At 72.8% G+C, this 22,227-nt stretch carries 20 protein-coding genes; 10 read left to right on the plus strand and 10 right to left on the minus strand.

Going from position 1 to position 22,227, the window contains the following annotated elements; genetic code table 11:
* Positions 1–62: 62 nt before the first annotated feature.
* The 3 genes from KZC56_RS10275 (at position 63) to KZC56_RS10285 (ending at position 4,887) form a co-directional block, all read left to right on the plus strand.
* A complete protein-coding gene (locus KZC56_RS10275) occupies positions 63–1,730 on the plus strand; it encodes an HNH endonuclease signature motif containing protein (protein ID WP_247638501.1) in 1,668 nt (555 codons plus the stop codon).
* A gap of 47 nt (positions 1,731–1,777) precedes the next feature.
* On the plus strand, positions 1,778–3,256 hold the full coding sequence (locus KZC56_RS10280) for an aldehyde dehydrogenase family protein (protein ID WP_206251592.1): 1,479 nt from the start codon (positions 1,778–1,780) through the stop codon (positions 3,254–3,256).
* A 164-nt stretch (positions 3,257–3,420) separates the two neighbouring features.
* Positions 3,421–4,887, plus strand: coding sequence for a GMC family oxidoreductase (locus tag KZC56_RS10285; protein WP_136035332.1), 1,467 nt, complete (start codon positions 3,421–3,423; stop codon positions 4,885–4,887).
* Between the two features lie 20 nt (positions 4,888–4,907).
* Here KZC56_RS10285 and KZC56_RS10290 read toward each other — a convergent pair whose 3' ends face one another.
* Positions 4,908–5,519: a TetR/AcrR family transcriptional regulator gene (locus tag KZC56_RS10290; RefSeq protein WP_136035330.1), complete on the minus strand. Its 612-nt coding sequence runs from the start codon at positions 5,517–5,519 to the stop codon at positions 4,908–4,910.
* Positions 5,520–5,670: 151 nt separating this feature from the next.
* On the opposite strand from KZC56_RS10290, the gene KZC56_RS10295 reads away from it, so the two are divergent.
* The 5 genes from KZC56_RS10295 to KZC56_RS10315 are packed head-to-tail and all read left to right on the plus strand — an operon-like array spanning position 5,671 to position 11,397.
* Positions 5,671–6,681, plus strand: coding sequence for an ABC transporter substrate-binding protein (locus tag KZC56_RS10295; protein ID WP_136035329.1), 1,011 nt, complete (start codon positions 5,671–5,673; stop codon positions 6,679–6,681).
* 5 nt (positions 6,682–6,686) lie between these two features.
* Positions 6,687–7,466 (plus strand): ABC transporter permease, encoded by a 780-nt coding sequence (locus KZC56_RS10300; RefSeq protein ID WP_136029132.1) that lies wholly within the window; start codon positions 6,687–6,689, stop codon positions 7,464–7,466.
* Complete coding sequence (locus KZC56_RS10305; protein WP_136029135.1) at positions 7,466–8,302, plus strand: ABC transporter permease; 837 nt, start codon at positions 7,466–7,468, stop codon at positions 8,300–8,302. Before KZC56_RS10300 ends, KZC56_RS10305 begins: the two co-directional genes overlap by 1 nt.
* Positions 8,299–9,084 (plus strand): ABC transporter ATP-binding protein, encoded by a 786-nt coding sequence (locus tag KZC56_RS10310; RefSeq protein WP_136029137.1) that lies wholly within the window; start codon positions 8,299–8,301, stop codon positions 9,082–9,084. Before KZC56_RS10305 ends, KZC56_RS10310 begins: the two co-directional genes overlap by 4 nt.
* On the plus strand, positions 9,085–11,397 hold the full coding sequence (locus KZC56_RS10315) for an arylsulfatase (protein WP_247638502.1): 2,313 nt from the start codon (positions 9,085–9,087) through the stop codon (positions 11,395–11,397).
* A gap of 134 nt (positions 11,398–11,531) precedes the next feature.
* Here the strand turns inward: KZC56_RS10315 and KZC56_RS10320 are convergent, their stop codons facing one another.
* The 5 genes from KZC56_RS10320 to KZC56_RS10340 are packed head-to-tail and all read right to left on the minus strand — an operon-like array spanning position 11,532 to position 16,285.
* Positions 11,532–11,903 carry a DUF202 domain-containing protein gene (locus tag KZC56_RS10320; protein WP_247638879.1) on the minus strand — a complete coding sequence of 124 codons (372 nt, stop codon included), beginning with the start codon at positions 11,901–11,903 and terminating at the stop codon, positions 11,532–11,534.
* Positions 11,904–11,919: 16 nt separating this feature from the next.
* A complete protein-coding gene (locus KZC56_RS10325; protein WP_136029142.1) occupies positions 11,920–12,276 on the minus strand; it encodes a YidH family protein in 357 nt (118 codons plus the stop codon).
* Between the two features lie 28 nt (positions 12,277–12,304).
* Entirely contained in the window at positions 12,305–13,948 is a 1,644-nt protein-coding gene (locus KZC56_RS10330) for an amidohydrolase (protein ID WP_247638503.1), read from the minus strand.
* A 1-nt stretch (position 13,949) separates the two neighbouring features.
* Positions 13,950–14,792, minus strand: coding sequence for a molybdenum cofactor biosynthesis F family protein (locus KZC56_RS10335; RefSeq protein ID WP_136036980.1), 843 nt, complete (start codon positions 14,790–14,792; stop codon positions 13,950–13,952).
* 38 nt (positions 14,793–14,830) lie between these two features.
* Positions 14,831–16,285, minus strand: a complete 1,455-nt coding sequence (locus tag KZC56_RS10340) for an APC family permease (protein WP_136029148.1) — start codon at positions 16,283–16,285, stop codon at positions 14,831–14,833.
* A 177-nt stretch (positions 16,286–16,462) separates the two neighbouring features.
* Here KZC56_RS10340 and KZC56_RS10345 point away from each other — a divergent pair, with 177 nt between their 5' ends.
* On the plus strand, positions 16,463–17,290 hold the full coding sequence (locus tag KZC56_RS10345; RefSeq protein ID WP_247638504.1) for an SDR family NAD(P)-dependent oxidoreductase: 828 nt from the start codon (positions 16,463–16,465) through the stop codon (positions 17,288–17,290).
* A gap of 58 nt (positions 17,291–17,348) precedes the next feature.
* Positions 17,349–18,164, plus strand: a complete 816-nt coding sequence (locus KZC56_RS10350; protein WP_136034199.1) for an SDR family NAD(P)-dependent oxidoreductase — start codon at positions 17,349–17,351, stop codon at positions 18,162–18,164.
* Positions 18,165–18,199: 35 nt separating this feature from the next.
* Here KZC56_RS10350 and KZC56_RS10355 read toward each other — a convergent pair whose 3' ends face one another.
* The 4 genes from KZC56_RS10355 to KZC56_RS10370 are packed head-to-tail and all read right to left on the minus strand — an operon-like array spanning position 18,200 to position 22,188.
* On the minus strand, positions 18,200–18,850 hold the full coding sequence (locus tag KZC56_RS10355) for an HAD-IA family hydrolase (RefSeq protein WP_136034197.1): 651 nt from the start codon (positions 18,848–18,850) through the stop codon (positions 18,200–18,202).
* Between the two features lie 29 nt (positions 18,851–18,879).
* A complete protein-coding gene (locus KZC56_RS10360; RefSeq protein ID WP_136037087.1) occupies positions 18,880–19,572 on the minus strand; it encodes an ABC transporter ATP-binding protein in 693 nt (230 codons plus the stop codon).
* The gene (locus KZC56_RS10365) at positions 19,569–21,341 is read right to left on the minus strand and encodes a branched-chain amino acid ABC transporter ATP-binding protein/permease (protein ID WP_136034193.1); all 1,773 of its coding nucleotides are present in this window, start codon (positions 21,339–21,341) and stop codon (positions 19,569–19,571) included. The genes KZC56_RS10360 and KZC56_RS10365 overlap by 4 nt, the downstream gene beginning before the upstream one ends.
* Positions 21,328–22,188 (minus strand): ABC transporter permease subunit, encoded by an 861-nt coding sequence (locus tag KZC56_RS10370; protein ID WP_136034191.1) that lies wholly within the window; start codon positions 22,186–22,188, stop codon positions 21,328–21,330. The genes KZC56_RS10365 and KZC56_RS10370 overlap by 14 nt, the downstream gene beginning before the upstream one ends.
* Between the last annotated feature and the right edge of the window lie 39 nt (positions 22,189–22,227).

The following is a 22,227-nucleotide window of genomic DNA, read 5'->3' on the forward strand; positions in this document are numbered from 1 at the left end:
ATATCTCTCTGGCCTGGGGTTATCCGGCTCCGAATGTCGGTGGCCCCCGATGGAATCGTCCTATGGAGAGCACATCGGCAGCGGTTCTGGGCGACACGGTCGTCGCCCTCGATGCGGTGCTGCAATCCGGCACCCTGAGTGCTCTCGCCGCGGGGAACATGATGGAGCTGCTGCGGGTGGCGGGCGAGATCCAGCGACGGGTGGAGGCCGTGGTCGTGGAAGCGGTCGCGAACGTCGATCAGCGTCCTGCGGGGTCGGGGGAGCCGGCGTTCTGCGGGCGGTTCGGCTGCCGGTCGATGAACGAGCTCCTGCAACGCGTCCTCCGGGTGGACGCGGCGACCGCCGCGCGGACGCTGAAGGCCGCGCGGCTGGTGCGCCGCGAGGTCGACCTCTCCTCCGGGGAGTGGCTCCCGGCGCGGTGGCCGGCGCTGCGCGACGCCCTCGTCGAGGGGGCGATCGGCGTGACGGGGCTGCTGGCCGCGACCGGGCCGATCGAGCAGGGCGGCGCCCGCGTACGCCTCGAAGACCGGTGGCAGGCCGACGCGTATCTGGCTGGGGTCGCGCGCGGCGCGGAGACCTGTGAGGGCGCGGCGGCCGGTGAGGGCGCGGAGACCTGTGAGGGCGCGGCGGCCGGTGAGGGCGCGGAGACCTGTGACGGGGCGGGCGGGGCGCGCGCGACGCACGCCCCACCGGACGGGCACGAGGCAGGCCCCGTGCCGACTCCCGAGGATCTGCGGGTGCGGGCACAGGTGATCCTGCAGTATCTCGATCCCGATGGCGCGGAGCCTGCGGAAGACATCGCGATGCGAGCTCGGGGCGTGGTGCTCGCACGCGCCACGGACGGCGTCATCCCGATCCGGGGCGCGCTGCTGCCCGAGGTGGCGGGGCAACTGCAGCGGATCTGGGACGCGTACCTGAACCCGAAGGTCGAGGGGCCGCCGGTTCCCGGCGTCCACTTCGTGCCGTCCGCAGATCTCGATGACGCCTCCGCCGGCGACCTGCCGCTCTCTCCGGAGGACGACGCGCTCCCGTCCGGAGATGCCGGAGGGATGGTCGATGGGCGGACCCGCGCACAGAAGCAGCACGATGCGCTCGCGGCAGCACTGGGGATCGCGGCCCGCCACGACGACATGCCGCGGTTGGGTGGCGGCGCCCCGACCCTGGTGGTCACGGTCGCCGCCGAGGACTTCGCCCGAGGACGAGGCTGGGCGCAGGTCGAGGGCGTCGGCACACCGGTCTCGACCCGGGTCGCCGCGCACGCGGCCTGCGGCGGCACGGTGCAGCGGGTCGTCCTCGGGGCGGACGGGCGGATCGTCGGGCTCGGGTCGAGCGAGCGGATCTTCACGACCGCGCAGCGGCGCGCGATCAGTGTCCGAGATCGTGAGTGCCTCATCCCCGGATGCCACGTCCCCGCCGCCTGGTGCGCGATCCACCACGTCACGGAGCATGCCCGCGGGGGCCCGACCCACACCGACAACGGCGTCGCGCTGTGCTGGCACCATCACCGCACGCTCGACACGTCCGGCTGGCAGATCCGCACGCGAGGGGGAGTGCCCCAGGTGCGAGGACCGACCTGGTGGGATCCCGCGCGACGATGGCGCACGCCGCCGCCGAGGGGGCCGCGCCCCGGTGCGGAGCCGCCGCACGCCCGCCGCGCACGCATCCTTCGCGCGGAGACATCTGCGGCGCGCTCCGCGACAAGTGCCGTCGGAGGGGCCGACCGACAATGAGAAGAAGACCGGCGTCCGCGCCGTGACCCGCCGAAGGAGAGACACCGATGTCCGATTCCGCCGTTCCCGTAGCCGTCGACTCGGGATCCACCGATTCCGCCGCGTCCGCAGCCGCCGCTCTGCTCGACCGCATCCAGGCGCCGGAGGGTGCCGGCCGGGAGATCCCGGACGCCGCGACCCGGGAGGTCATCGGCCGCGCCCCCGTCGCGACGGTCGCCGACCTCGACGATGCGATCGCCCGCGCCAAGGCAGCGCAGCCCGCATGGGAAGCCCTCGGACACGAGAAGCGCAGCGAACTCCTCCTGGCCGCGGCCGACGCGATCGACGCCAACGCGGAGGGCCTCGCCTATCTGCTGTCGCGCGAGCAGGGCAAGCCGCTCAACGGCCCGAACGCGCGCTTCGAGCTGGGGGCCTGCTCCGCGTGGCTGCGCACCAACGCCACCACCGTGCTCGAACCCCAGGTGCTGGTCGACGACGAGACCCTGCACGCCGAGCTCGTGTACAAGGCGGCGGGCGTCGTCGGCGCGATCGGCCCGTGGAACTGGCCCCTCATGATCACCATCTGGCAGATCGGGCCGTCGCTGCGCATGGGCAACACGGTCGTCGCGAAGCCCAGCGAGTACACCCCGCTGAGCGTGCTCGCGATGCTGGCCGTCATGAACGAGGTGCTGCCCGCGGATGTGCTCATCGGCATCTCCGGCGACCGCGAGGTCGGTGCGCGACTGGCCTCCCACCCCGACATCGACAAGATCATGTTCACCGGCTCCACCGCGACCGGCCGCCGCATCATCGAGAGCTCCGCAGGCAACCTCGCCCGCCTCACCCTCGAGCTGGGCGGCAACGACGCCGGCATCGTGCTCCCCGGCACCGACGCCGCCGCGATCGCCGAAGACCTGTTCTGGGGCGCCTTCATCAACACCGGCCAGACCTGCGCCGCCATGAAGCGCCTCTACGTGCACGACTCGATCTACGACGACGTGGTGAACGCACTCGCCGCGATCGCCGAGCAGGTGCCCATGGGCAACGGTCTCGACGAGGGCAACGTGCTCGGGCCGCTGCAGAACCGCCCGCAGTTCGACATCGTCAGCCGGCTCGTGGAAGACGCGAAGAGCCGCGGCGCCCGGATCGTCACCGGCGGCGAGCCCGCATCCGACCTCGGCGAGCTGTTCTACCGCCCGACGATCGTGGCTGACATCGACAACGACGCCGCGCTCGTGCAGGAAGAGCAGTTCGGCCCGGCGCTGCCCGTCATCCGCTACAGCGACGTGGACGAGGCGTTCGAGCTCGCCAACGCGCTCGACGTCGGCCTCGGCGCGTCCGTGTGGTCGAGCGACCCCGAGGCCGCCCGCGAGGCCGCGTCGCGCATGCAGTCCGGCACCGTGTGGATCAACTCGCACGGCGGCCTGCACCCGATGGTGCCGTTCGGCGGCGTCAAGAGCTCCGGCTACGGTCTGGAGTTCGGCGTCGAGGGCCTCAAGTCGGTCGCGGTCACCCAGGTCGTGTCCGGCCCCGGGCGCAAGGCCTGACCGTGGCAGCCGAGAACCCGGGCGTGACCGAGGACCCGGGCGCGGCAGTGAACCCGGGCGCGGCCGAGGACCCGGGCGTGACCGTGAACCCGGGCGTGACCGAGGACCCGGGCGTGACCGTGAACCCGGGCGCGGCCGTGAACCCGGAGTCGGAGCAGCCCGCGATCCGGTCCGCGATCGTCGTGGGCGCCGGCACGTCGGGCGCGATCGTCGCGCGGCGCCTCAGCGATGCGGGCGTGGCGGTCACGCTGATCGAGGCGGGCGGCTACGACACCAACCCGGCCATCCACGACCCGTCCCGTGCGGGGGAGCTGTGGCACTCGGCCGAGGACTGGGACTTCTTCACGGTGCCGCAGCCCCATGCGGGAGGCCGTCGACTGCACCTGCCCCGCGGCAAGGTCACGGGCGGGTCGCACGCGCTCAACGCGATGATCTGGGTGCGCGGCGCCGCGTCCGACTACGACCGCTGGGACCGCGAGGGCGCCACGGGCTGGAGCTGGGCCGACGTGGAGCCGGTGTTCGCCGCGATCGAGAACGACCTGCTCCCGGTCACCGACGACTATCCGCTCTCGCCGATCCAGGCGTCGATCATCGAGGCGGCCGTGCAGGAGGGCCTGCCGCACAACCCGAACTACAACGGCGGTGTGCTCGACGGGGTCTCGCAGGAGCAGGTGACGATGCGCGACGGGCGCCGCGTGAACACGTGGACCGCGTACGCGCAGCCGATCGCCGAGCAGCTCACCATCCTCACCGGCCGCGAGGTGCACTCCGTGATCGTGCACGACGGCCGCGCGGTCGGCGTGCGGCTGGGCGAGGGGGAGGAGACGGAGGAGGTGCGCGCCGACGAGGTGATCCTCGCGGCAGGCGCGATCGGCACGCCGGTGATCCTGCTGCGCTCCGGCATCGGCCCGGCCGACGAGCTCGACGCACTCGGCATCCCCGTGGTGCTCGACGCGCCCGGCGTGGGCAGGAACCTGCACGACCACCTGCTGTCGCCCGTGATCTTCGCCACCGGGAAGAAGCCCGTCGGCCCGCCGCAGCCCGGTGTCTCCGTGACCCAGAGCCACCTGTTCTGGCGGAGCCGCGAGGGCCTGCCCGAACCCGACACCCAGCCCATCCACTTCTCCGTGCCGATGTGGGGCGAGCTGGAGCCGCGCGGCAGCGACGGCTTCACCCTCATGGCCGGTCTCGTCACGCCGTACAGCCGCGGGTCGCTCCGGCTCACCGGGCCGCGGCTCGCCGACCCGCCCGCGATCGACCTCGCCGCCCTCGAAGACCAGCGCGACGCCGACGCCCTCGCCGCCTCCGTGCGCCAGTGCCGCCGCATCGGCACCCGGCCGGCGCTCGCCGAGGAGTGGGGCGCGACCGAGGTCTACCCGGGGCCGGACGTGCCCGACGACGCGGTCGAGGACTGGGTGCGCCGCACCGCCATCACCTACCACCACCAGGTCGGCACGTGCCGCATGGGCTCCGACGCCGAGGCCGTGGTGGATCCGCAGCTGCGGGTGCGCGGCATCGACGGCCTCCGCGTCGTCGACGCCTCGGTCATGCCCACGGTCCCCACCGGCAACACGAACGCACCGGCCGCCATGATCGGGGAGCGCGGCGCGCGCTTCGTCCTGGCGGGCTGACGGGGGAGGGCGCGGTGCGATCAGCGGGAGGGCGGGGCGGCCGGGCGGCGCAGCATCGACAGCAGTGCGTCGAGCGCGTCGTTCAGCCGTCCGTCCCCCGCGGAGTCCGGCATCAGCACCGAGATCATCTGCCAGCCGGCGTTGCGGGACGCGATCTCGTTGACCGCCGTCTCGATGTCGACGTGGTCGGCCAGCTCGCCGTCGTCGCGCGCCTCGATCAGGCACTGGCGGAACAGGTCGCGCCAGTGCAGGTTGTTCACGCGGTGGATGCGCGTGACCTCCTCGTCCTGCGAGGCGTGGTCCCAGAAAGCGATCACGACCTTCGCGTACAGCGGGCCGTTCGGGCTGTAGGGCAGGATCTCGCGGCACATGCGCTCCAGGGCCTCCAGCCCCCGCACGCCCTCGATGCGCGCGTGGATGCGGTCGTTCGCGAGCGTGTACAGCCGGAGGAACGCGGCGGTGAGCACACTGCGCTTGTCGGGGAAGTACCGGGCGATCGCGCCGTGCGCGTACCCCGCCTCGGTCGCGATCTCCCGCATGGTGAGCTTGTCGAATCCCACCCGGATGATGACCTGTGTGGCGGCGTCGGCGATGTGGTCGCGGCGCTCGTCGTGGTCGACGATCTTCGGCATCGATATCCCCCTCTGCATCAACCCTCATCTGCATGACCTTTTTCGTCACCATTCGGTGACTAATGTAACCCGATCGTAACCGCAGCCCTGCAGGGCACGAGTACGATCTTTAAAATCACCAGCCGGTGACTAACTCGAAGAGGAGTTCTCCATGAACATGAATCGACTCGCACGACGGGCGGCCGGAGTGGTCGCCGCGGCGGGAGTGCTCGCGCTGGCCGCGTGCACGTCGTCCCCGGCCGACTCCGGCTCCGGCTCGGGCGCGGGCGGCGAGCTGACCACCCTCAAGGTCGCCACCATCGGACTCGTCTCCGACGGGGCGCTGCTGCTCGGACAGGAGCAGGGCTTCTTCGAGGACGAGGGCCTGGCGATCGAGACGTCGGTGGTCGCCAACCCGCCCGCGGGCCTCGCCGCCGCGCAGAGCGGCCAGGTCGACATCGCCTACGCCCCCAGCATCCCGCTGCTCAACGCGCTCGCGAGCGGGGTGCCGCTCAAGGTCGTGGCTCCCGCCGACGGCTACGTCGACGGCGCGGCCGACGCCGAGGACCCGGCCGAGGTCGACGACACCGGCCTCTACGCCTCCGCGGCGAGCGGCATCACCGACGTCGCCGACCTGGAGGGCGCGACCATCGCCATCCCGGCCCGCAAGGCGCAGCTGGAGGTCGTGATCACCGATGCCCTCGACCGCGCCGGCGTCGATCCCTCCTCGGTCGAGTGGGTCGTGCTCGACTTCACCTCCGCGGTCGCGGCGCTCAAGAGCGGCACCGTCGACGCGGCGGGCCTCGTGAGCCCGTTCACCGGCGAGGCCGCCGCGGCCGGGGCGACGTTCGTCTCCGCCCCGTCGGTCGGCTTCTTCGAGGAGGGTGCCGTCGGACTGTGGACCACGGGGGAGAGCACCCTCTCGGGCAAGGCCGATGCGATCGCCGCGTTCCAGCGGGCCATCGCCAAGAGCAACGCCTACGCGAACGAGCATCCGGAGGACGCGATCCAGGCCGGCATCGACGCCACCGGCTCGACGCTCACGGTCGACGAGGTCAAGCTCCCGTTCTGGCCCGCCGAGGTCGCCCCGATCGACCTCGAGCGCGTGAACGAGAAGCTCGGGAAGCTCGGCTTCCTGCCGTCCCCGGTCGACCTCGAGGGCGTCGTCGTCGCCGCGGAGTGAGCACCATGACCCGTTCCCCCCTCGTCCCACCCCTCGTCGGAGCGGTCGGCGTCCTCGCGGCGCTGGCCCTCTGGGAGTGGTCCGCGACCGCCGGACCCCTCGCCGACTCCCCGCTGCCGCCCGCGACCGCCGCGATCGGCGAGGCCGTACGCCTGCTCGGCACCCCCGCGACCTGGACCGCGCTCGGCGACACCCTCACCATGGCGCTCGTCGGGCTCGTGCTCGCCATCGTGATCGGCGTGGTGCTGGGCGTCGCGATCGGCACCTCGCCCCTGGCGATGCACGCCACCCGCGTGCCCCTCGAGTTCCTCAAGCCGATCCCGCCGATCGTGATCCTGCCCGTGGTGGTGCTCGTGCTCGGGCCCACCCTGGGCATGGGGATCTTCCTGGTGTTCTTCGGCTGCTTCATCGCGATCGCCGTGCAGGCCTCCGCCGGCGTCTTCGACACCGATCCGGTGGCCAGGGCGACCGGGCGTTCGTACGGCATGGGGCGCGGCGAGATCCTCGGCCGCATCGTGCTGCCCAGCGCCCTGCCCTACATCGGCACCGCGATCCGCGTCGCGGCGCCCACCTCGCTCGTGGTCGCGGTCGTGGCCGGGCTGCTCGGCGGCGGACCCGGTCTCGGCCAGAGCCTGCTGCTGTCGCAGATCAGCGGCAACCAGGCGCAGCTGTTCGCCTACGTGCTCCTCCTCGGCGTGCTCGGCCTGCTCGTGCAGGGACTGAGCCAGTGGGGCGAGCGGCGGCTGCTGCACTGGCACCCCCAGTACCGGAAGCAGGTCGTGTGATGACCCTGACCACCTCGATCCAGACCCCCTCGCGCCTGTCCAGGAGGCGCGGCCAGGGCGGCCTCCCGCGGGGCGTGCTGATCGGTGCGGAGATCGCCGTGCCTGTGCTGCTGCTCGTGCTGTGGTGGGTCGCCTCCGCAGCCTCGACCAACGCGTTCTTCCCGCCGCTGCAGGTGATCCTCCAGCGCCTGTGGCAGCTCGCGCAGACGCCGGCGTTCCTGGTCGACGTCGCCTCCTCGGTCGGCAACCTCGCGCTGTCGTTCGTGCTGGCGACCGTGATCGGCGTGCTGCTCGGCCTGGTGCTCGGGCTCATCCGTCCGCTCAGCTGGCTGGTGGAGCCGACCGTGCACTTCTTCCGCGCGATCCCGCCCGTCGCGCTCGTGCCGATCTTCGTGTCGCTGATCGGCTTCGGCACCGAGACCCGCATCCTCTCGATCACCCTCGCCGCGGTGTTCCCGATCCTCATCTCGACCATCGACGGGGTGCGGGCGGGGGAGCCGACGCTCGACATGGTCAGCCGCGTCTACCGGCTGACCGGCCCCGAGCGGCTGTTCTCCGTGATGCTGCCCGCCGCGGGGCCGCGCATCCTGTCCGGCATGCAGGTCAGTCTCATCACCGCGTTCGTCGTGATGATCGCGAGCGAGATGCTCGGCTCCTCCACCGGACTGGGAGCGGCGACCCTGCTCGCGCAGCAGTCGTTCGCGATCCCCGACATGTGGGCGGGCATCCTCGTGCTCGGCATCATCGGCTACGCCGCCACCGCCCTGTTCACCCTCTTCCGGCGCCGCGTGCTGCGCTGGTACATCGCCTCCCAGCAACAGGAGAAGAACGCATGACCACCATCGAGAGCGCCCCCGTGCGCCTGCGCGTCGACGGACTCGCCAAGTCGTACCAGACCCGCAACGGCCTCGTGCCGGTGATCGCCGACCTCACGTTCGACGTGCGCGCCGGCGAGGTGTGCTGCATCGTCGGCCCGTCCGGCATCGGCAAGACCACGCTGCTCAAGTGCCTCACCGGGCTCCAGGGCATCACCGCAGGCAGTGCCGCGATCGACGGCGTGCCCATCGACGGCCCGCCGCAGGAGATGGCCCTCGTGTTCCAGGAGTACACGCGCTCGCTCATGCCGTGGCTCACCGTGGAGAAGAACGTGCGGCTGCCCCTGAAGCACCTGCGTCTGCCCGCCGCGGAGCGCGAGGAGCGGATCGGCGCCGCGCTCGCCGCGGTCGGCCTCTCCGGTGCCGAGGCGAAGTTCCCGTGGCAGCTGTCGGGCGGCATGCAGCAGCGCGTCGCCATCGCCCGGGCGATCGCCTACCGGCCCGAGGTGCTGGTGATGGACGAGCCCTTCGCCTCGGTCGACGCGCAGACGCGCTTCGAGCTGGAGGACCTGTGCCTGCGGATCCGCGAGCAGTTCGGCATGACCATCGTGATCGTCACCCACGACATCGACGAGGCCGTGTACCTGTCCGACCGGGTCGTGGTGCTGGGCGAGCGGCCGGCCAAGGTCACCGAGATCATCGACATCGACCTCGGCCCGCGCGACCAGCTGACCACGCGGGCGCTCCCGGCGTTCGCGGAGCTGCGCACGCGCATCTTCGAGCTGATCCGGAGGGCCGGCTGAATGGCGGCCGCAGATGCCCGCGGCTATGAGGGCTTCGAGGGCACGGCGGCGGAGTTCACGTCGGAGTCGGAGCCGTGGTGGCCCGAGCCGCGGCGGGCGCGGCCGGGGGCGCCGAACGTGATCGTGATGCTGATCGACGACCTGGGTTTCAGCGACCTCGGCCCGTTCGGCAGCGAGATCGACACGCCCCACATCGACGCCCTCGCCGACGACGGCTGGGTGTTCACGAACTACCGCACCGCGCCGATGTGCTCCCCGGCGCGGGCGGCGCTGCTCACCGGGCTCAACCCGCACCGCGCGGGGTTCGGGTTCGTGGCGCACGTCGACCCCGGCTACCCCGGCTTCTCGTGCGAGCTGCCCGCGGCGGCCCCCACCCTCGCGGAATCGCTGCGCGCCGGCGGCTACGCGACCTTCATGGTCGGCAAGTGGCACCTGACGCTGGAGTCGCGGCTGCACGACGGCGCCGACCGCCGCACCTGGCCGCTGCAGCGCGGGTTCGACCGGTACTTCGGGAGCATGGACGGCTTCACCTCGCTGCACCACCCGCACCGGCTCGTGCAGGACAACTCCGTGGTGGACGTGCGCGAGTTCCCCGACGGGTTCTTCCTCACCGACGAGCTGACCGACCGTGCGATCGGCATGATCGACGACCTGCGCGTGAACGAGCCCGACCGCCCCTTCTTCCTCTACTACGCGCACACCTCGGTGCACGGGCCGATCCAGGCCAAGGAGGCCGACATCGAGAAGTACCGCGGCCGCTACGAGGACGGCTGGAACCGGATGCGCGAGCAGCGGTTCGCCCGGCAGCGCGAGCGCGGCATCGTGCCCCCGCACGCCGAGCTGCCGCCCGACCCGCTCGCCGACGGCGCGAGCATCCCCGCGTGGGACGCGCTCGACCCCGAGGAGCAGCGGCTGTTCGCCCGGCACATGGAGGTGTACGCGGCCGCGGTCGACGAGATCGACCAGAGCGTGGGGCGGCTGCGCGCGCGCCTGGAGCGCAGCGGCGAGTGGGACAACACCCTCGTGGTGCTCGCGAGCGACAACGGCGGCACCGCGGAGGGCGGCCCGACGGGCACCCGCAGCTACTTCGCCCAGTTCGGCGCCTCCGGGGCGATGCCCGACGGCTGGGTGCGCGACGTGCCGCGCGACGTGGACGACATCGGCGGCCCGCGGCTGTTCGGGCAGTACCCGACCGGATGGGCGCGCGTGTCGAACACGCCGTTCCGCTCGTTCAAGGCCACGACCTACGAGGGCGGGGTGCACGCGCCGCTGATCGTGTCGTGGCCCGACGCCCCCATGACGGGCGGCCTGCGCGATCAGTTCGTGTTCGTGTCGGACCTCGCCCCGACGATCCTGGAGCTGTGCGGCGTGCCCCCGCTCGACGAGCGGCACGGACGGCCGGCACTCGAGATGGACGGCGGCAGCATCGCGTCCGTGCTCGCCGACCCCGCGGCCGACGGCCGGGAGGCGCAGTACTTCGAGTGCGTCGGACGGCGGGCGATCGTCGAGGGCGGCTGGAAGGCGCTGTCGACCGTGCCCCCGACGCGCGACGAGGGGCCGGAGGGCGGGGTGTGGGAGCTGTACGACCTCGCCGCCGACCCCACCGAGACCCGCGACGTGGCGGCCCTGCACCGGGAACGCGTCCGGGCCCTCGCGGCGCGGTGGCACGCGGAGGCCTGGCGCAACACCGTGTTCCCGCTCGACGACGAGGGCGCCCTGTTCCGGCTGCGGCCCGACACCGAGGAGCCCCTGTCGGCTCCGGTCGACCTCATCCCGTTCCGCCCCCCGCTGGAGCGGTTCCGGTCGTCCAAGCTCACCGTGCTGCGGTCGTTCCTGGTCGAGGTCGACGTGGTCGTGCGCGACGATGCGGCGGGCGTGATCGTGGCGCACGGCGACCAGGGCGGCGGTTACCTGCTCGCGCTCGACGACCGCGCGCCGCTGCTGGCGTACAACGCGTACGGGGCGATGCACCGGGCGGACGGCCCCCGGCTCGCTCCGGGGTCGCACGAGCTGGTGTTGCGCGTGGACGAGCGGCCGGGACTGCGGTGGCGGGTCGCGCTCGACGTGGACGGCGCCGAGGTCGCCCGCATCGACGACGTGCCGATGCTGCTCGGGATGGCGCCGTTCACGGGCATCAGCGTCGGCTACGACTACGGCGGCCCGGTCGACTGGGAGCTGCACGAGCGGCACCGTTCCTTCCCGTTCCGCAGCGGTGAGCTGCGGCGGGTGCGCTACGTGCCCGGACAGCGGTCGACGCATGACGCGACCGAGCTGCGAGCCGTCGGACGGGCCGTGCTGGCGGTCGCCGACTGACCGGGACCGCGGTCGGCGCCGACGTCTGAGGGGTCGCCGGCGCCGATCGCACCGGGTTCGTCCGGGACGCCCGCACCGGACCGACCGCAGGCGGGAGGGGCACGACCCGGGCCGGCCCCACCGGTGCCCGCGGCTCAGGCCGTGAGCTGCGCGACCGCGACGAGCCCGAGCGCCACCACGCCGAAGCCGCTCGCGAACACGGTCAGCAGCAGCGGCAGCCCTCCGCCGGGCAGGGGTCCGGTCGCGCGTTCCGTCAGCACCGCGGTCGTACGCGCCTGACGCCGTCGCGCCGCGACCCACAGCACGCAGGCCGTGGCCACCCCGAGGATCCCCGGCACGACGCCCCAGGCCCCCGCGGCCGGGGGCAGCACGAGCGGGAACACCCGCAGCGACAGCAGCGAGCCGATCGCGATCGCCAGGGCCGTGCGCCGCCAGGCGAGCTCCGTGCGCTCGGGCTGCAGCCCCGGGTCGTACAGGCGATCCGGTTCCGCCGCCCCCCGCCGCATCAAGGCCGCCGCCCCGTCAGCGCCACAGCACGCCCGCGAGGACGAGCAGGCCGACCGTCACCACGACCACCGCGAGCAGCACGGCGGAGAGCGCCCCGGGCAGCGGCCGCGACTGGCGCAGCGCCCGCTCGGCCCGCATCCACTCGAACCACGCGAGGGGAGCGACAGCGGTGCCCGCGACCATCAGCAGCAGCGACGCCGCGAGCCGGAATCCCGGGTGCAGGTCGAGCCCCAGCACCTCCAGGGCCACACCGCCCGCGATCAGCGCGAGTCCGGTGCGGGTCCAGGCCAGGAACGTGCGCTCGTTCGCGAGCGAGAACCGCGGATCGGGCTCCTCGCCCACGCGGTAGACGGAGGCGGGGAAGCGGCGCATGGCCTCATCGTAGCGGCGCATCCGCCGCTCAGCGCTCGTGCACGGGACGCCCGGCGAACCAGGTCGACACGACCTCCGTGTGCACGATCTCCTCGGCGGGCCCGGCGATCGCGTCGCGCTCCAGCACCACGAAGTCCGCGGACTTGCCCGGCGTGAGGGAGCCCGTCTCGGCGCCGAGACCCATCGCGGTCGCGGCGTTGATCGTGAACACCTCCAGCGCCTCCTCGGCCGTGAGCGCCTGCTCCGGCCACAGCGTGCCCGGCGCGCGTCGGAGCGGATCGGCGCGGGTCACCAGACCCTGCAGTCCCTCCAGGGTGTTCGGCGACTCGCTCACCGGCCAGTCCGAACCGCCGGCGACGAGAGCGCCCGCGTCGAGCAGCGACCGGTTGGGCTGCGAGTGCTCGGCCCGCGCACCCAGCACGTCGGCCAGCGCCTGCGGGATCACGCCCGGGTACCAGATGAAGGGCGAGATGTCGGCCGAGACGTCGAGCGCCGCCAGCCGCGGGATGTCGCTCTCGGCGAGGAACTGCCCGTGCGCGATCTGCACGGGCGTGGTGAACCCCTCCGCCCTGAGCTGCTCCGCGGCGTCGAGCACGAGCCGCGCCGAGCCGTCGCCCGTGCAGTGCACCTTGGCGCCCAGGCCGCGCGCGGCGACCGTGCGCAGCCAGCCGGTGAGCTCGTCGAGGGTCATGGTCGTCTCGCCGTGGAAGTGCGCACCGTGCACCGGGTCGGCGGGGTACGGGTCGAGGAACGAGGCGGTGCGCGCGGGCGGCACGCCGTCGAGGAAGATCTTCACGAAGTCCGGCCGGTGGTGGGCGGTGCGATACTCCTCGCCGCGGTCGAGCAGGGGACTGCCGATCGGGTCGAAGCCGAAGATCTCGTCGTTGATGAGCAGCGACGACACCACCCACGCGTGGAGCTCGTCCGCGCGGTCGAGCCCGGCGAGCGCGGCCAGGATGTCGACCGAGACCCCCGCGTCCTGGAAGGCCGTGATCCCGAACGAGTTCAGCAGCTCGACGCCGCGGCGGGAGGCGGCCGCGTGCTGCTCCGGGGTGAGTCCGCCGCTGCGGTCGTACGCCTCCTGCACCGGGATGCCCGCCGCCTCCAGCAGCACGCCGGTCGGGGTGCCGTCGTCGGGGTCGAGCAGCGTGACGCCGCCCGCCGGGATGCTGCCGGCGGTGATGCCCGCCAGCTCCAGCGCCCGGCTGTTCGCCCAGCGGTTGTGCCGGGAGTCCTCCATGAGCGCGACCGGGCGCCCGCCCGCCGCCTCGTCGAGCCGCCGCCGGGTCGCGGTGTTCGCGAGGGTCGGCAGCAGGGTGGTGGCCACGGCGCCGCCGACGATCCACGCGTCCTCCGGCAGCGTCGCCGCCTTCTCGCGCACCCGGTCCAGGATCTCGTCGAGGCTCAGCGACGGCGCCAGCGACAGCTCGAACAGCTCGGTGCGTCCGGCGAGCGCGTGATGGTTGTGCACATCGACGAAGCCCGGATACACGGCGGCGTCGCCGACCTCGAGCGTCCGTGTGCGGCGCCCGCGGAGGCCCTCCACGTCGGCGCGGTCGCCGATGGCGAGGATCCGCCCGTCGCGCACGGCGAAGGCCTCGGCGCGGGGCCGCGTCCGATCGGCCGTGCGGATCGTGGAACCGGTGACGATGAGGTCGGCGACGTCGCTCATGTCAGGCGTCTCCGAAGGTCGCGGGCTCGAGCTCGGGCGTGTGGTGCGTGGTCGACAGCAGCCGTCCGTAGGCGCCGAACGTGAAGTGCGTCGGCACCTCGCCCGACTCGTCCAGGCCGAACAGCACGCCGTGCGAGCGGATCGCGTTCACGTCACGGTGGTCGGCGATGGTGACCGACGCGCACGGGATGACCTTCTCGCGCCACGCGAACACGTAGATGCCCGGTCGCACCTCCCACACGCTGTTCTCGTCGGTGTCGGCCAGGCCGCGCTCCGGGCCGGCGAGGCACTGCCACGAGTACCACCGCGGCGACAGGTACACGTGCTCGTAGGCGTGCTCCTCGCTGTACACCCACTCCACGCGACGTCCGATGAGCGTCGTGGTCGGGGCGGCCTCGGCGCCGGTCACCTCCGTGCCCTCGATGGTGCCCGGCGCGAAGTGGTGCTGCACGCGCGTGCGGCCCTGCTCGGGGGCGGGGAGGATGTCGGAGATCACGGCCAGCGAGCGCCCGTGCCGCAGGTCGAGGATCAGCGACACGGCCTCGTTCGGCAGGTAGCGGTGGTGGAACTGCACGAAGTACAGCTCGTCGTCGACCTCGAACGCCTCGTAGTCGTCGGTGTCGCTCGCGGCCTCGGTGCTGTCGTCGGCGCCGGGGCGGTAGTCCCACGTGACGGTGGAGTCGTCGAAGCGGTGCACGATGCGGGTGCCGCGGCCGTCGACCACGGTGATCTCGCGGCCGCTCAGCGCTGTGCTGTGCGGGGCCTTGTTGGCGTCGAAGCCGGGGGCGAGTCCCTCCAGCGGCAGCCACGTGGAGGTGTCTGCGGGGTTCAGCGTCGTCGTCATGGGGTTCCTTCCTTCGGAGGGCGGGGGAGCGGAGCGGATCAGCGGGCGCTGACCCTCTCCAGGTCGGTGGCGAGCCCGTCGTACACGGCGGGCCGGGAGCGCTTGAGGTAGGCGGCGTAGACGATGCCGCCGATCAGCGCGAGCACGAGCAGCAGCGGCATCAGCCGGATCGCGAGCTCCTCGGAGCCGGCGACGATGTTGAAGTTCACGATCGCGAGGATCGAGATCGCGGCGATGCCGAGGAAGCCGATGCCCGGCGCGATGAACGTGCTCCACCAGCGCGGGTCGCCCTGGCGGCGGAAGTACACGACGATCGAGATCGCGGCGAGCCCCTGCAGGATCAGCACGCTCAGGGTGCCGAAGCCCAGCATCGCGGGCACGAGCGTGAGGATGGGGTCGGCGCCGGCGATCGCGAACAGGATCGCGACGATGCCGGCGAACCCGGCCTGCACGATGCCCGCGAGCTGCGGGGCGCCGTTCGCGCGGGTGCGGGCGAGCGCCTGCGGCAGGATCTTCGCCCGGCCCAGCGAGTACAGGTAGCGGGTGGCGGAGTTGTGGAACGCGAGCATCGCGGCGAACAGGCTCACCAGCAGCAGCACCATCATGACGGTGGTCAGCGGGCCGCCCAGGTACTGCTGCGACAGCGAGAAGATCAGGTCGCCGGTGGGCAGGTGCTCCAGTGCCGTGGCCTGCGCCTGCGCCACACCGGTCGCGCTCACCACGGCCCACGTGGTGACGCCGAGGATCACGCCGATCGCGATGATCGAGGTGTAGGTGGCGCGGGGGATCGTGCGCAGCGGCTGCTTGGCCTCCTCGCTGAACAGCGCGGTCGCCTCGAAACCGAGGAAGCCGGTCGCCGCCAGCAGCAGGCCGATGGGCAGCGATCCGGAGAACACGGCCTCCGGGCTGAACGCCGACACGTCGTAGCCGGTCTGCACGAGCACCGAGACGTCGAAGATCACGAGCATCAGCACCTCGAGCACGAGGCACACCCCGAGGATCTTCGAGCTGAAGTCCACGCCGATGCGCGCCAGCACGAAGCACACCACGATCGACAGCAGACCCCACACGAGCCAGTTCACGTCGAGGCCGGTGAGGTCGCGGATGATCGTCTGCATGAAGAAGCCGCTCGTGCCGATCGTGCCGACCACGAAGAAGTTGTAGCCCAGCGTGGCGATGAGTCCGGCGACCAGACCGCCGGTGCGGCCGAGGCCCTTCACGACGAACGCGTAGAACCCGCCGGCGTTGACCAGCTGCTTCGACATCTGCGCGTAGCCCACCGCGAACAGCAGCAGGATCGCCGCGACGAGGAAGAAGGACATCGGGGTCCCTCCGCCGTTGCCGAGGGCGATCGCCAGCGACGCGACGACCACGATCCCGGTCAGCGGGGCGACCGCGGCCAGGACGAGGAAGACGATGCCGGCGACGCCGAGGGCGCCCGGTCGGAGGGAGGTGTGGTGCGGCGTCGTGGACGCGGACAGCTGCTCTGCCACGTCGGCTCCTTTGCTCGGTGACGGCCGTGCGGACACGGCATCGACGACGAGGGGAATCGTCGATAGAGCGAGTCTGCTCGTCGGCCCGGCGCCGCACTTGACCGTGAGCGAAGGACGATGGTGCCACCGTGCACACCCCGCACACGCCCGTGCTGACGCCGTGGCGCGGGGAGCAGGATGACCGGGACGACACCGCCGCCGTTCCCCGCGCACCGCCGGGCACCGGGCGGCAGGGAGGACCACATGGAGCTGCGGCTGGACGGGACGACGGCCCTCATCACGGGCGCGGGCAGCGGCATCGGCCGGGCCGTGGCGCTCGCGCTCGCCGCGGAGGGGGTGCGCACGGCCCTGCTCGACCGCGACGCGTCCGCCCTGCGCGACACCGCCCGCGGCTGCGTCGAGCGCGGGAGCGCCGACCCCGTGCTGCTGGCCGCCGACGTGACCGACGAGGAGCAGGTGTCCGCGGCGGTCGCGGCCGGAGTCGCGGCGCTCGGCGGGCTCGACGCGGTCGTGTGCTGCGCCGGGGTCTCCGGCCCTGTCGGCACCGCGGTCGAGGACACCGCGCTCGCCGACTGGAACCGCGTGCTCGCCGTCAACGTGACCGGCGCGTTCCTCGTGCTCAAGCACGCCCTGCCGACGCTGAGGGCCGCCCGCTCGGCCTCGGTCGTGCTGCTTGCGAGCGACTCGGCCGTCGTCGCCTCGCCCGGCATGGCGCCGTACTGCGCCTCGAAGGCCGCGTTGGTGCAGTTCGGCCGGGCGCTGTCGGTCGACCTGGCCGGCACCGGGGTGCGGGTCAACGCGGTCGCCCCCTCCGTGGTCGACACCCCGATGAGCCGCGGCGACCTGGGCGCCGACGCCTTCGACGACCCCGCCTTCCCCGTGCAGACCGCCGAGGAGGTGGCGGCGCACGTGACCTACCTGGTGTCGCCGCGCAGCAGGGCGATCAACGGCACCACCCTGCTGAGCGACTTCGGCTTCACCGCCCGTTCGGGTTTCCCCGCCTGACGCACCCGCGTCCGGCCCCGCGGCGCCCCGCGCGCCAGAACACACAACAGGAGCACACATGGCAACCGTGGTCGGATCGAGCGTCTCCGGACGCGTCGTCGTCATCACCGGAGGCGGCACGGGCATCGGTGCCGCCGTCGCGGAGCGCTTCGCGGCCGAGGGCGCGCACGTGGTCGTGGTCGGCCGTCGTCCCGAACCGCTGCAGGAGGTCGAGCGGGCGGTCGGCGCCCTGCCGATCGTGGCGGATGCGGCCGACACCGCCTCCGCGAAGGCCGCGGTCGCCGAGGTGCTCGCGCGGTTCGGCCGCATCGACGTGCTGGTCGCGAACGCCGGCGGCCACGGTTTCTCGCCCGTCGCCGAGACCGACGACGCGAGCTGGGAGGCCGCGATCCGCGCGAACCTCACGACCGCGTTCACGATGGCCCGCGAGGCCCTGCCGGCGCTCATCGAGGCGAAGGGCCAGGTGGTGGTCGTGTCGTCGCTCGCCGGGCTGTTCGCGGGGCCGTCCGTGGCCGGGTACACGGTCGGCAAGCACGCGCTGATCGGGCTCACCCGCACGCTCGCCCGCGACTACGGGCGGCACGGGGTGCGCGTCAACGCCATCTGCCCCGGGTGGGTGCAGACGCCGATGGCCGACGAGGAGATGGACGAGTTCGCGTCGCACGCGGGTCTCGGCTCCCGCGAGGAGGCCTATGCGACGGTCACGGCCGACGTGCCGCTGCGGCGTCCGGCCCGCCCCGCGGAGATCGCCTCGGTCGTGCGGTTCCTCGGCTCGGGGGAGTCGTCGTACATCACCGGTGCCGTGATCGTCGCGGACGGCGGCTCGCACGTGGTCGACGTCCCCACGATCGCGTTCGACCACGCCGGCATGTGACCCGGGGCGCGGCGGCGGGTGCCGTCGCCGCGTCGTCAGCCGATGCGCAGCTCGAAGCCGTCGTCGAGGTGCGTCAGGGTCACGGCGGTGAGGTCGTCGACGTGCACGGTCGGCGCGTGCGCCCCCGCGTGCCGGCCCACCCCGACCACGCGCATGCCCGCGGCGAGCCCGGCCTGGATGCCCGCGCCGGAGTCCTCGAACACGACGCACTCGGCCGGAGCGACGCCGAGCATGCGGGCCGCCAGCAGGAACCCCTCGGGGTCGGGCTTCGACGCCGACACGTTCTCCGCGGTCACCGCCAGCTCGGGCACCGTCAGCCCCGCGGCCTGCATCCGGGCGGTCATGAGCGCCACGTTCGCCGAGGTCACGATCGCGTGCGGCACCGTCTCCAGCGCCGCCAGCAGCCGGTCGGCCCCGGCGATGCCGACCACGCCGTCCACGTCGCCGGCCTCGGTGGCGAGCATGATCTCGTTCTCGTGCAGGTTGATCGCGTGGTCGCGCTCGGGCAGCAGGATCGCCATGCTCTGATGACCCTGGCGTCCGTGCACCACCCGCAGCACCGTCTCGGGGTCGAGCCCGTGCGGCTCCGCCCACGCCAGCCACAGGCGCTCAACCACGGCGGTCGAGTCGACGAGGGTGCCGTCCATGTCGAGCAGGGCGGCGCGGGCGCGGAGGATCTCGGTCATCCGCTCAGGCTAACCCCCGCGAGCCCCTCTCAGCCGCCGAGGTAGGCGCGGTGCAGCAGGGCGGGGTCGTCCTGCAGCGCCTGCGGGCTGCCCTGGAACGACACCCGTCCGCCGGCCACGACCACCGCCTCCTGCGCGAGCCCGAGGGCCAGCTGCGTGAACTGCTCCACGAGCAGCACGCCCACCCCGGACTGCGCGATGGACTGCACGATCGGCATGAGCCGCAGGAACACGACGGGGGCGAGGCCGAGCGACATCTCGTCGATCAGCAGGATCCGCGGTTTCGCGGCGAATGCCCTCGCCAGCACGACCATCTGCTGCTCGCCGCCGGAGAGCAGCGCGGTGGGGGCGTCGATGCGCTTCTCGAGCTCGGGGAACTGGGCGAGCACGGCGTCCACCTCGGCAGGGGTGCGCGCGGTGAGCGAGAGGTTCTCGCGCACGGTCAGCGACGGGAACACGGCCCGCCCCTGCTCGATGTGCACGATGCCACGGCGGGCCCTGGTCACGCGCGACAGCCGGTCGATGGGGTCGCCGTCGAGCGTGATCGTCCCGGCCGAGTGCGGCGTCACACCCGACACCGACTCGATCAGGCTGGTCTTGCCCGCGCCGTTGGGGCCGACCAGGGCGAGCACCTCGCCGCCGGACACCCGCAGCGACACGTCGGAGATCACCGGTCCGGCGCCGCGGCTCACCGTGACGCCGTCGAGCACGAGTTCGCTCATGTCAGCAGCTCCGTCTCTCCCATGTACGCCTTCACGACGTCGGGGTTCGCGAGGACCTCGGCCTGCGGACCGCTCGCCAGCACGCGCCCGAAGTCGAGCACCGTGAGGGTCGGGCACACGGAGCGCACGAGGTCGAGGTCGTGTTCGATGATGATGAGCGCCACGCCGTAGCGGGCGGGCAGCTCCCGCAGCCGCGCGGCGAGCGCGAGATGCTCCTCGTGCGACAGCCCGGCGGCGGGCTCGTCGAGGATGAGCAGCCGCGGACGGGCGGCCACGTTCGCCGCGACCTCCACCAGCCGCCGCGTCCCCACGTCCACGCTCGACAGGCGGGAGCGCGCGGGCGGGCAGCCGAAGAACGCCAGCACCTCGTCGATGTCGGCCGCGGCCAGCCGGCGTCGCGCGACGAAGCGCACGTACGCGCCCACCGTGAGCGCGGGCGGCACGCGGTCCTGCTGGAACGTGCGGCGCAGTCCGAGCCGGGCGCGCCGCGTGGGGGAGAGCCCGGCGAGGTCGCGGTCGCCGAGCAGCACCCGGCCGTCGTGCTGCGGCAGGAACCCGCTGATGGCGTCGACGAACGTGGACTTGCCCGCGCCGTTCGGCCCGATGAGACCCATGATCGACGCGGCGGGCACCGTGAACGACACGTCGTCGAGGGCCTTGAGTGCCCCGAACTGCACCGTGAGACCGTCGACCGTGAGCACGGGCGCGCCGTCGAGAGCCGCCTCGTCGACGGTCGCGGTGGTCGTGGTGGTGATGGCGGCCGCGTCGGCGGCGGCGTCGTCGGGCAGCGCGGTGAGGTCGGCGTTCGCCGTGCGGCGGTCGGCGCGGCGGTAGATCAGGTTGCGGATGCCCTGGCCCAGGTTCGTGCCGCTGGTGAGGGCCTGCACGCCCAGCACGCCGAACACCACGAAGCCCCAGTCCTGCGGCACGCCCCAGCGCTTGAGCAGCTCGGGCACCAGCACCCACAGGAGCCCGCCGAAGATGGCCATGTCGATCAGGTGCGCCCCCGACATGATCGCCAGCACGTACAGCGCGAGCGACTGCAGCGGCGTGAAGCTCGACGCGAACGGCAGCTGCACCTGCCCGGCGAGCAGCCCGCCGGAGATGCCGCCGAGGGCCGCCGAGACCGCGAACGCGGTGAGCTTGGCCGAGCGCACGCTCTGACCGGCCGCGGCGGTGCCGCGCTCGGAGAACGCCACGGCCTTCCAGCTCGCCCCCCAGCGGCCGCGCTGGAGGAAGAACACCCCGAGCGCGCACACCGCGAGCACGATGATGGAGAGGAAGAAGAACTGCCGGTCGTTGGAGAACAGCCCGGGGCGCTCGACCGCGATGCCGTCGGCCGATCCGGGGAACTGGATCTGCACGAGCGTCACGTCGGCGGCGGCCGCGAAGCCCAGCGTGACCACCGCGAGGTTCACCCCCCGCAGGCGCAGCGCCGGCAGCCCGACGAGGATCCCGACGAGGCCAGCCGCGACCCCGCCGCACACGAGCCAGACGAGGAATCCGCCCGGCGCCTGCATCACGTTCAGCAGCGACACGATCCACGCGCCGACCGCGGCGAACGTGAGCTGGCACAGGGCGATCATGCCGGCCGAGCCGGTCACGATGCCGAGTCCGAGGATCGCGATCGCGGCGGTCACCGCGCTGATCGCGAGGAAGACGAAGTACCCCGGCAGGGCGGCGCTGAGGATCGCGCCGGCGCCGATGCCGAGGGCGGCCACGGCGAACGGCCAGGTGGTACGGAACCAGGGGCGGTCAGCGAGCGGCATCCCACACCTCCTTGCGCTGCGTCCAGAGCAGCAGGACGACGATGAACAGGAACGGGAGGAAGTTGCGCACGAGCGCGACCTCGTCGATCTGGGCGACGAGCCCGCCGAGCACGCCCAGCACCAGGCCGCCGACGACGGCGAGATCGAGACGGCGGAAACCGCCGAGCAGCGCGGCGGCGGCCGCGGGGACGATCAGCATCGACAGGCTGGTGGCGTCGTTGGACTGCGAGGGCGCGACGATGATGATCGCGATCGCGCTGATCACCCCGGTCACGAACCACACCGCGATCGACAGCGGACGCGAGCGGATGCCGAGCAGCTCGGCGGTGGTGGGCCGCTCCGACAGCGCGCGCAGCTGCGTGCCCACCCTGGTGCGGCGCAGGACGACCCGCACGACCACGGCCGTGACGATCGCCATGAGCACGGTCGCGACCGTGACCTGGCTGATCACGACACCCCCGAGGGAGAAGGCGGGACCGGCGATGATGGGCGTGAACGGCTGCGGCTTGTTGCCGAACAGGATGAACGACAGCGAGATGAGCAGCAGCAGCGGGCCCACGGTCATGGCGGAGCGCGTGGTGGTGGAGGCCTCGGAGAGCCAGGTGGCCGCGATGAAGCCGATCGCGGCGGACAGCAGCCCCGCCACCAGCACGCCCAGCACGGAGCCGAGCCAGATGGGCAGCCCGAGCTCGCGCACGAACCAGACGGCCGTGAACGCCCCGAACATGCCGGTCGCGGCCTGCGCGAAGTTCACGACGCGCACGAGCCGCGACATGAGGGTGAGACACACGCCGAGCACGGCGTAGAGGCCGCCGGCGGCGAGACCGGCGATGGCGCCTTGCAGCATCAGGCGTCCTTTCTGGTGAGGGGGAGGGGTGTCCGACGG

Source organism: Microbacterium sufflavum, from assembly GCF_023091155.1.
GTDB classification, from domain to species: domain Bacteria; phylum Actinomycetota; class Actinomycetes; order Actinomycetales; family Microbacteriaceae; genus Microbacterium; species Microbacterium sufflavum.

What these genes read in the sequence shown, in the direction of transcription:
- KZC56_RS10275 (WP_247638501.1), top strand. Translation starts at nt 63, where the DNA reads ATGGAGAGCACATCGGCAGCGGTTCTGGGCGACACGGTCGTCGCCCTC.
- KZC56_RS10325 (WP_136029142.1), bottom strand. Translation starts at nt 12,276, where the DNA reads ATGCGCCGCTTCCCCGCCTCCGTCTACCGCGTGGGCGAGGAGCCCGAT.
- KZC56_RS10300 (WP_136029132.1), top strand. Translation starts at nt 6,687, where the DNA reads ATGACCCGTTCCCCCCTCGTCCCACCCCTCGTCGGAGCGGTCGGCGTC.
- KZC56_RS10365 (WP_136034193.1), bottom strand. Translation starts at nt 21,341, where the DNA reads ATGCCGCTCGCTGACCGCCCCTGGTTCCGTACCACCTGGCCGTTCGCC.
- KZC56_RS10360 (WP_136037087.1), bottom strand. Translation starts at nt 19,572, where the DNA reads ATGAGCGAACTCGTGCTCGACGGCGTCACGGTGAGCCGCGGCGCCGGA.
- KZC56_RS10320 (WP_247638879.1), bottom strand. Translation starts at nt 11,903, where the DNA reads ATGCGGCGGGGGGCGGCGGAACCGGATCGCCTGTACGACCCGGGGCTG.
- KZC56_RS10280 (WP_206251592.1), top strand. Translation starts at nt 1,778, where the DNA reads ATGTCCGATTCCGCCGTTCCCGTAGCCGTCGACTCGGGATCCACCGAT.
- KZC56_RS10335 (WP_136036980.1), bottom strand. Translation starts at nt 14,792, where the DNA reads ATGACGACGACGCTGAACCCCGCAGACACCTCCACGTGGCTGCCGCTG.
- KZC56_RS10305 (WP_136029135.1), top strand. Translation starts at nt 7,466, where the DNA reads ATGACCCTGACCACCTCGATCCAGACCCCCTCGCGCCTGTCCAGGAGG.
- KZC56_RS10370 (WP_136034191.1), bottom strand. Translation starts at nt 22,188, where the DNA reads ATGCTGCAAGGCGCCATCGCCGGTCTCGCCGCCGGCGGCCTCTACGCC.
- KZC56_RS10355 (WP_136034197.1), bottom strand. Translation starts at nt 18,850, where the DNA reads ATGACCGAGATCCTCCGCGCCCGCGCCGCCCTGCTCGACATGGACGGC.
- KZC56_RS10295 (WP_136035329.1), top strand. Translation starts at nt 5,671, where the DNA reads ATGAACATGAATCGACTCGCACGACGGGCGGCCGGAGTGGTCGCCGCG.
- KZC56_RS10350 (WP_136034199.1), top strand. Translation starts at nt 17,349, where the DNA reads ATGGCAACCGTGGTCGGATCGAGCGTCTCCGGACGCGTCGTCGTCATC.
- KZC56_RS10290 (WP_136035330.1), bottom strand. Translation starts at nt 5,519, where the DNA reads ATGCCGAAGATCGTCGACCACGACGAGCGCCGCGACCACATCGCCGAC.
- KZC56_RS10330 (WP_247638503.1), bottom strand. Translation starts at nt 13,948, where the DNA reads ATGAGCGACGTCGCCGACCTCATCGTCACCGGTTCCACGATCCGCACG.
- KZC56_RS10315 (WP_247638502.1), top strand. Translation starts at nt 9,085, where the DNA reads ATGGCGGCCGCAGATGCCCGCGGCTATGAGGGCTTCGAGGGCACGGCG.
- KZC56_RS10345 (WP_247638504.1), top strand. Translation starts at nt 16,463, where the DNA reads ATGACCGGGACGACACCGCCGCCGTTCCCCGCGCACCGCCGGGCACCG.
- KZC56_RS10310 (WP_136029137.1), top strand. Translation starts at nt 8,299, where the DNA reads ATGACCACCATCGAGAGCGCCCCCGTGCGCCTGCGCGTCGACGGACTC.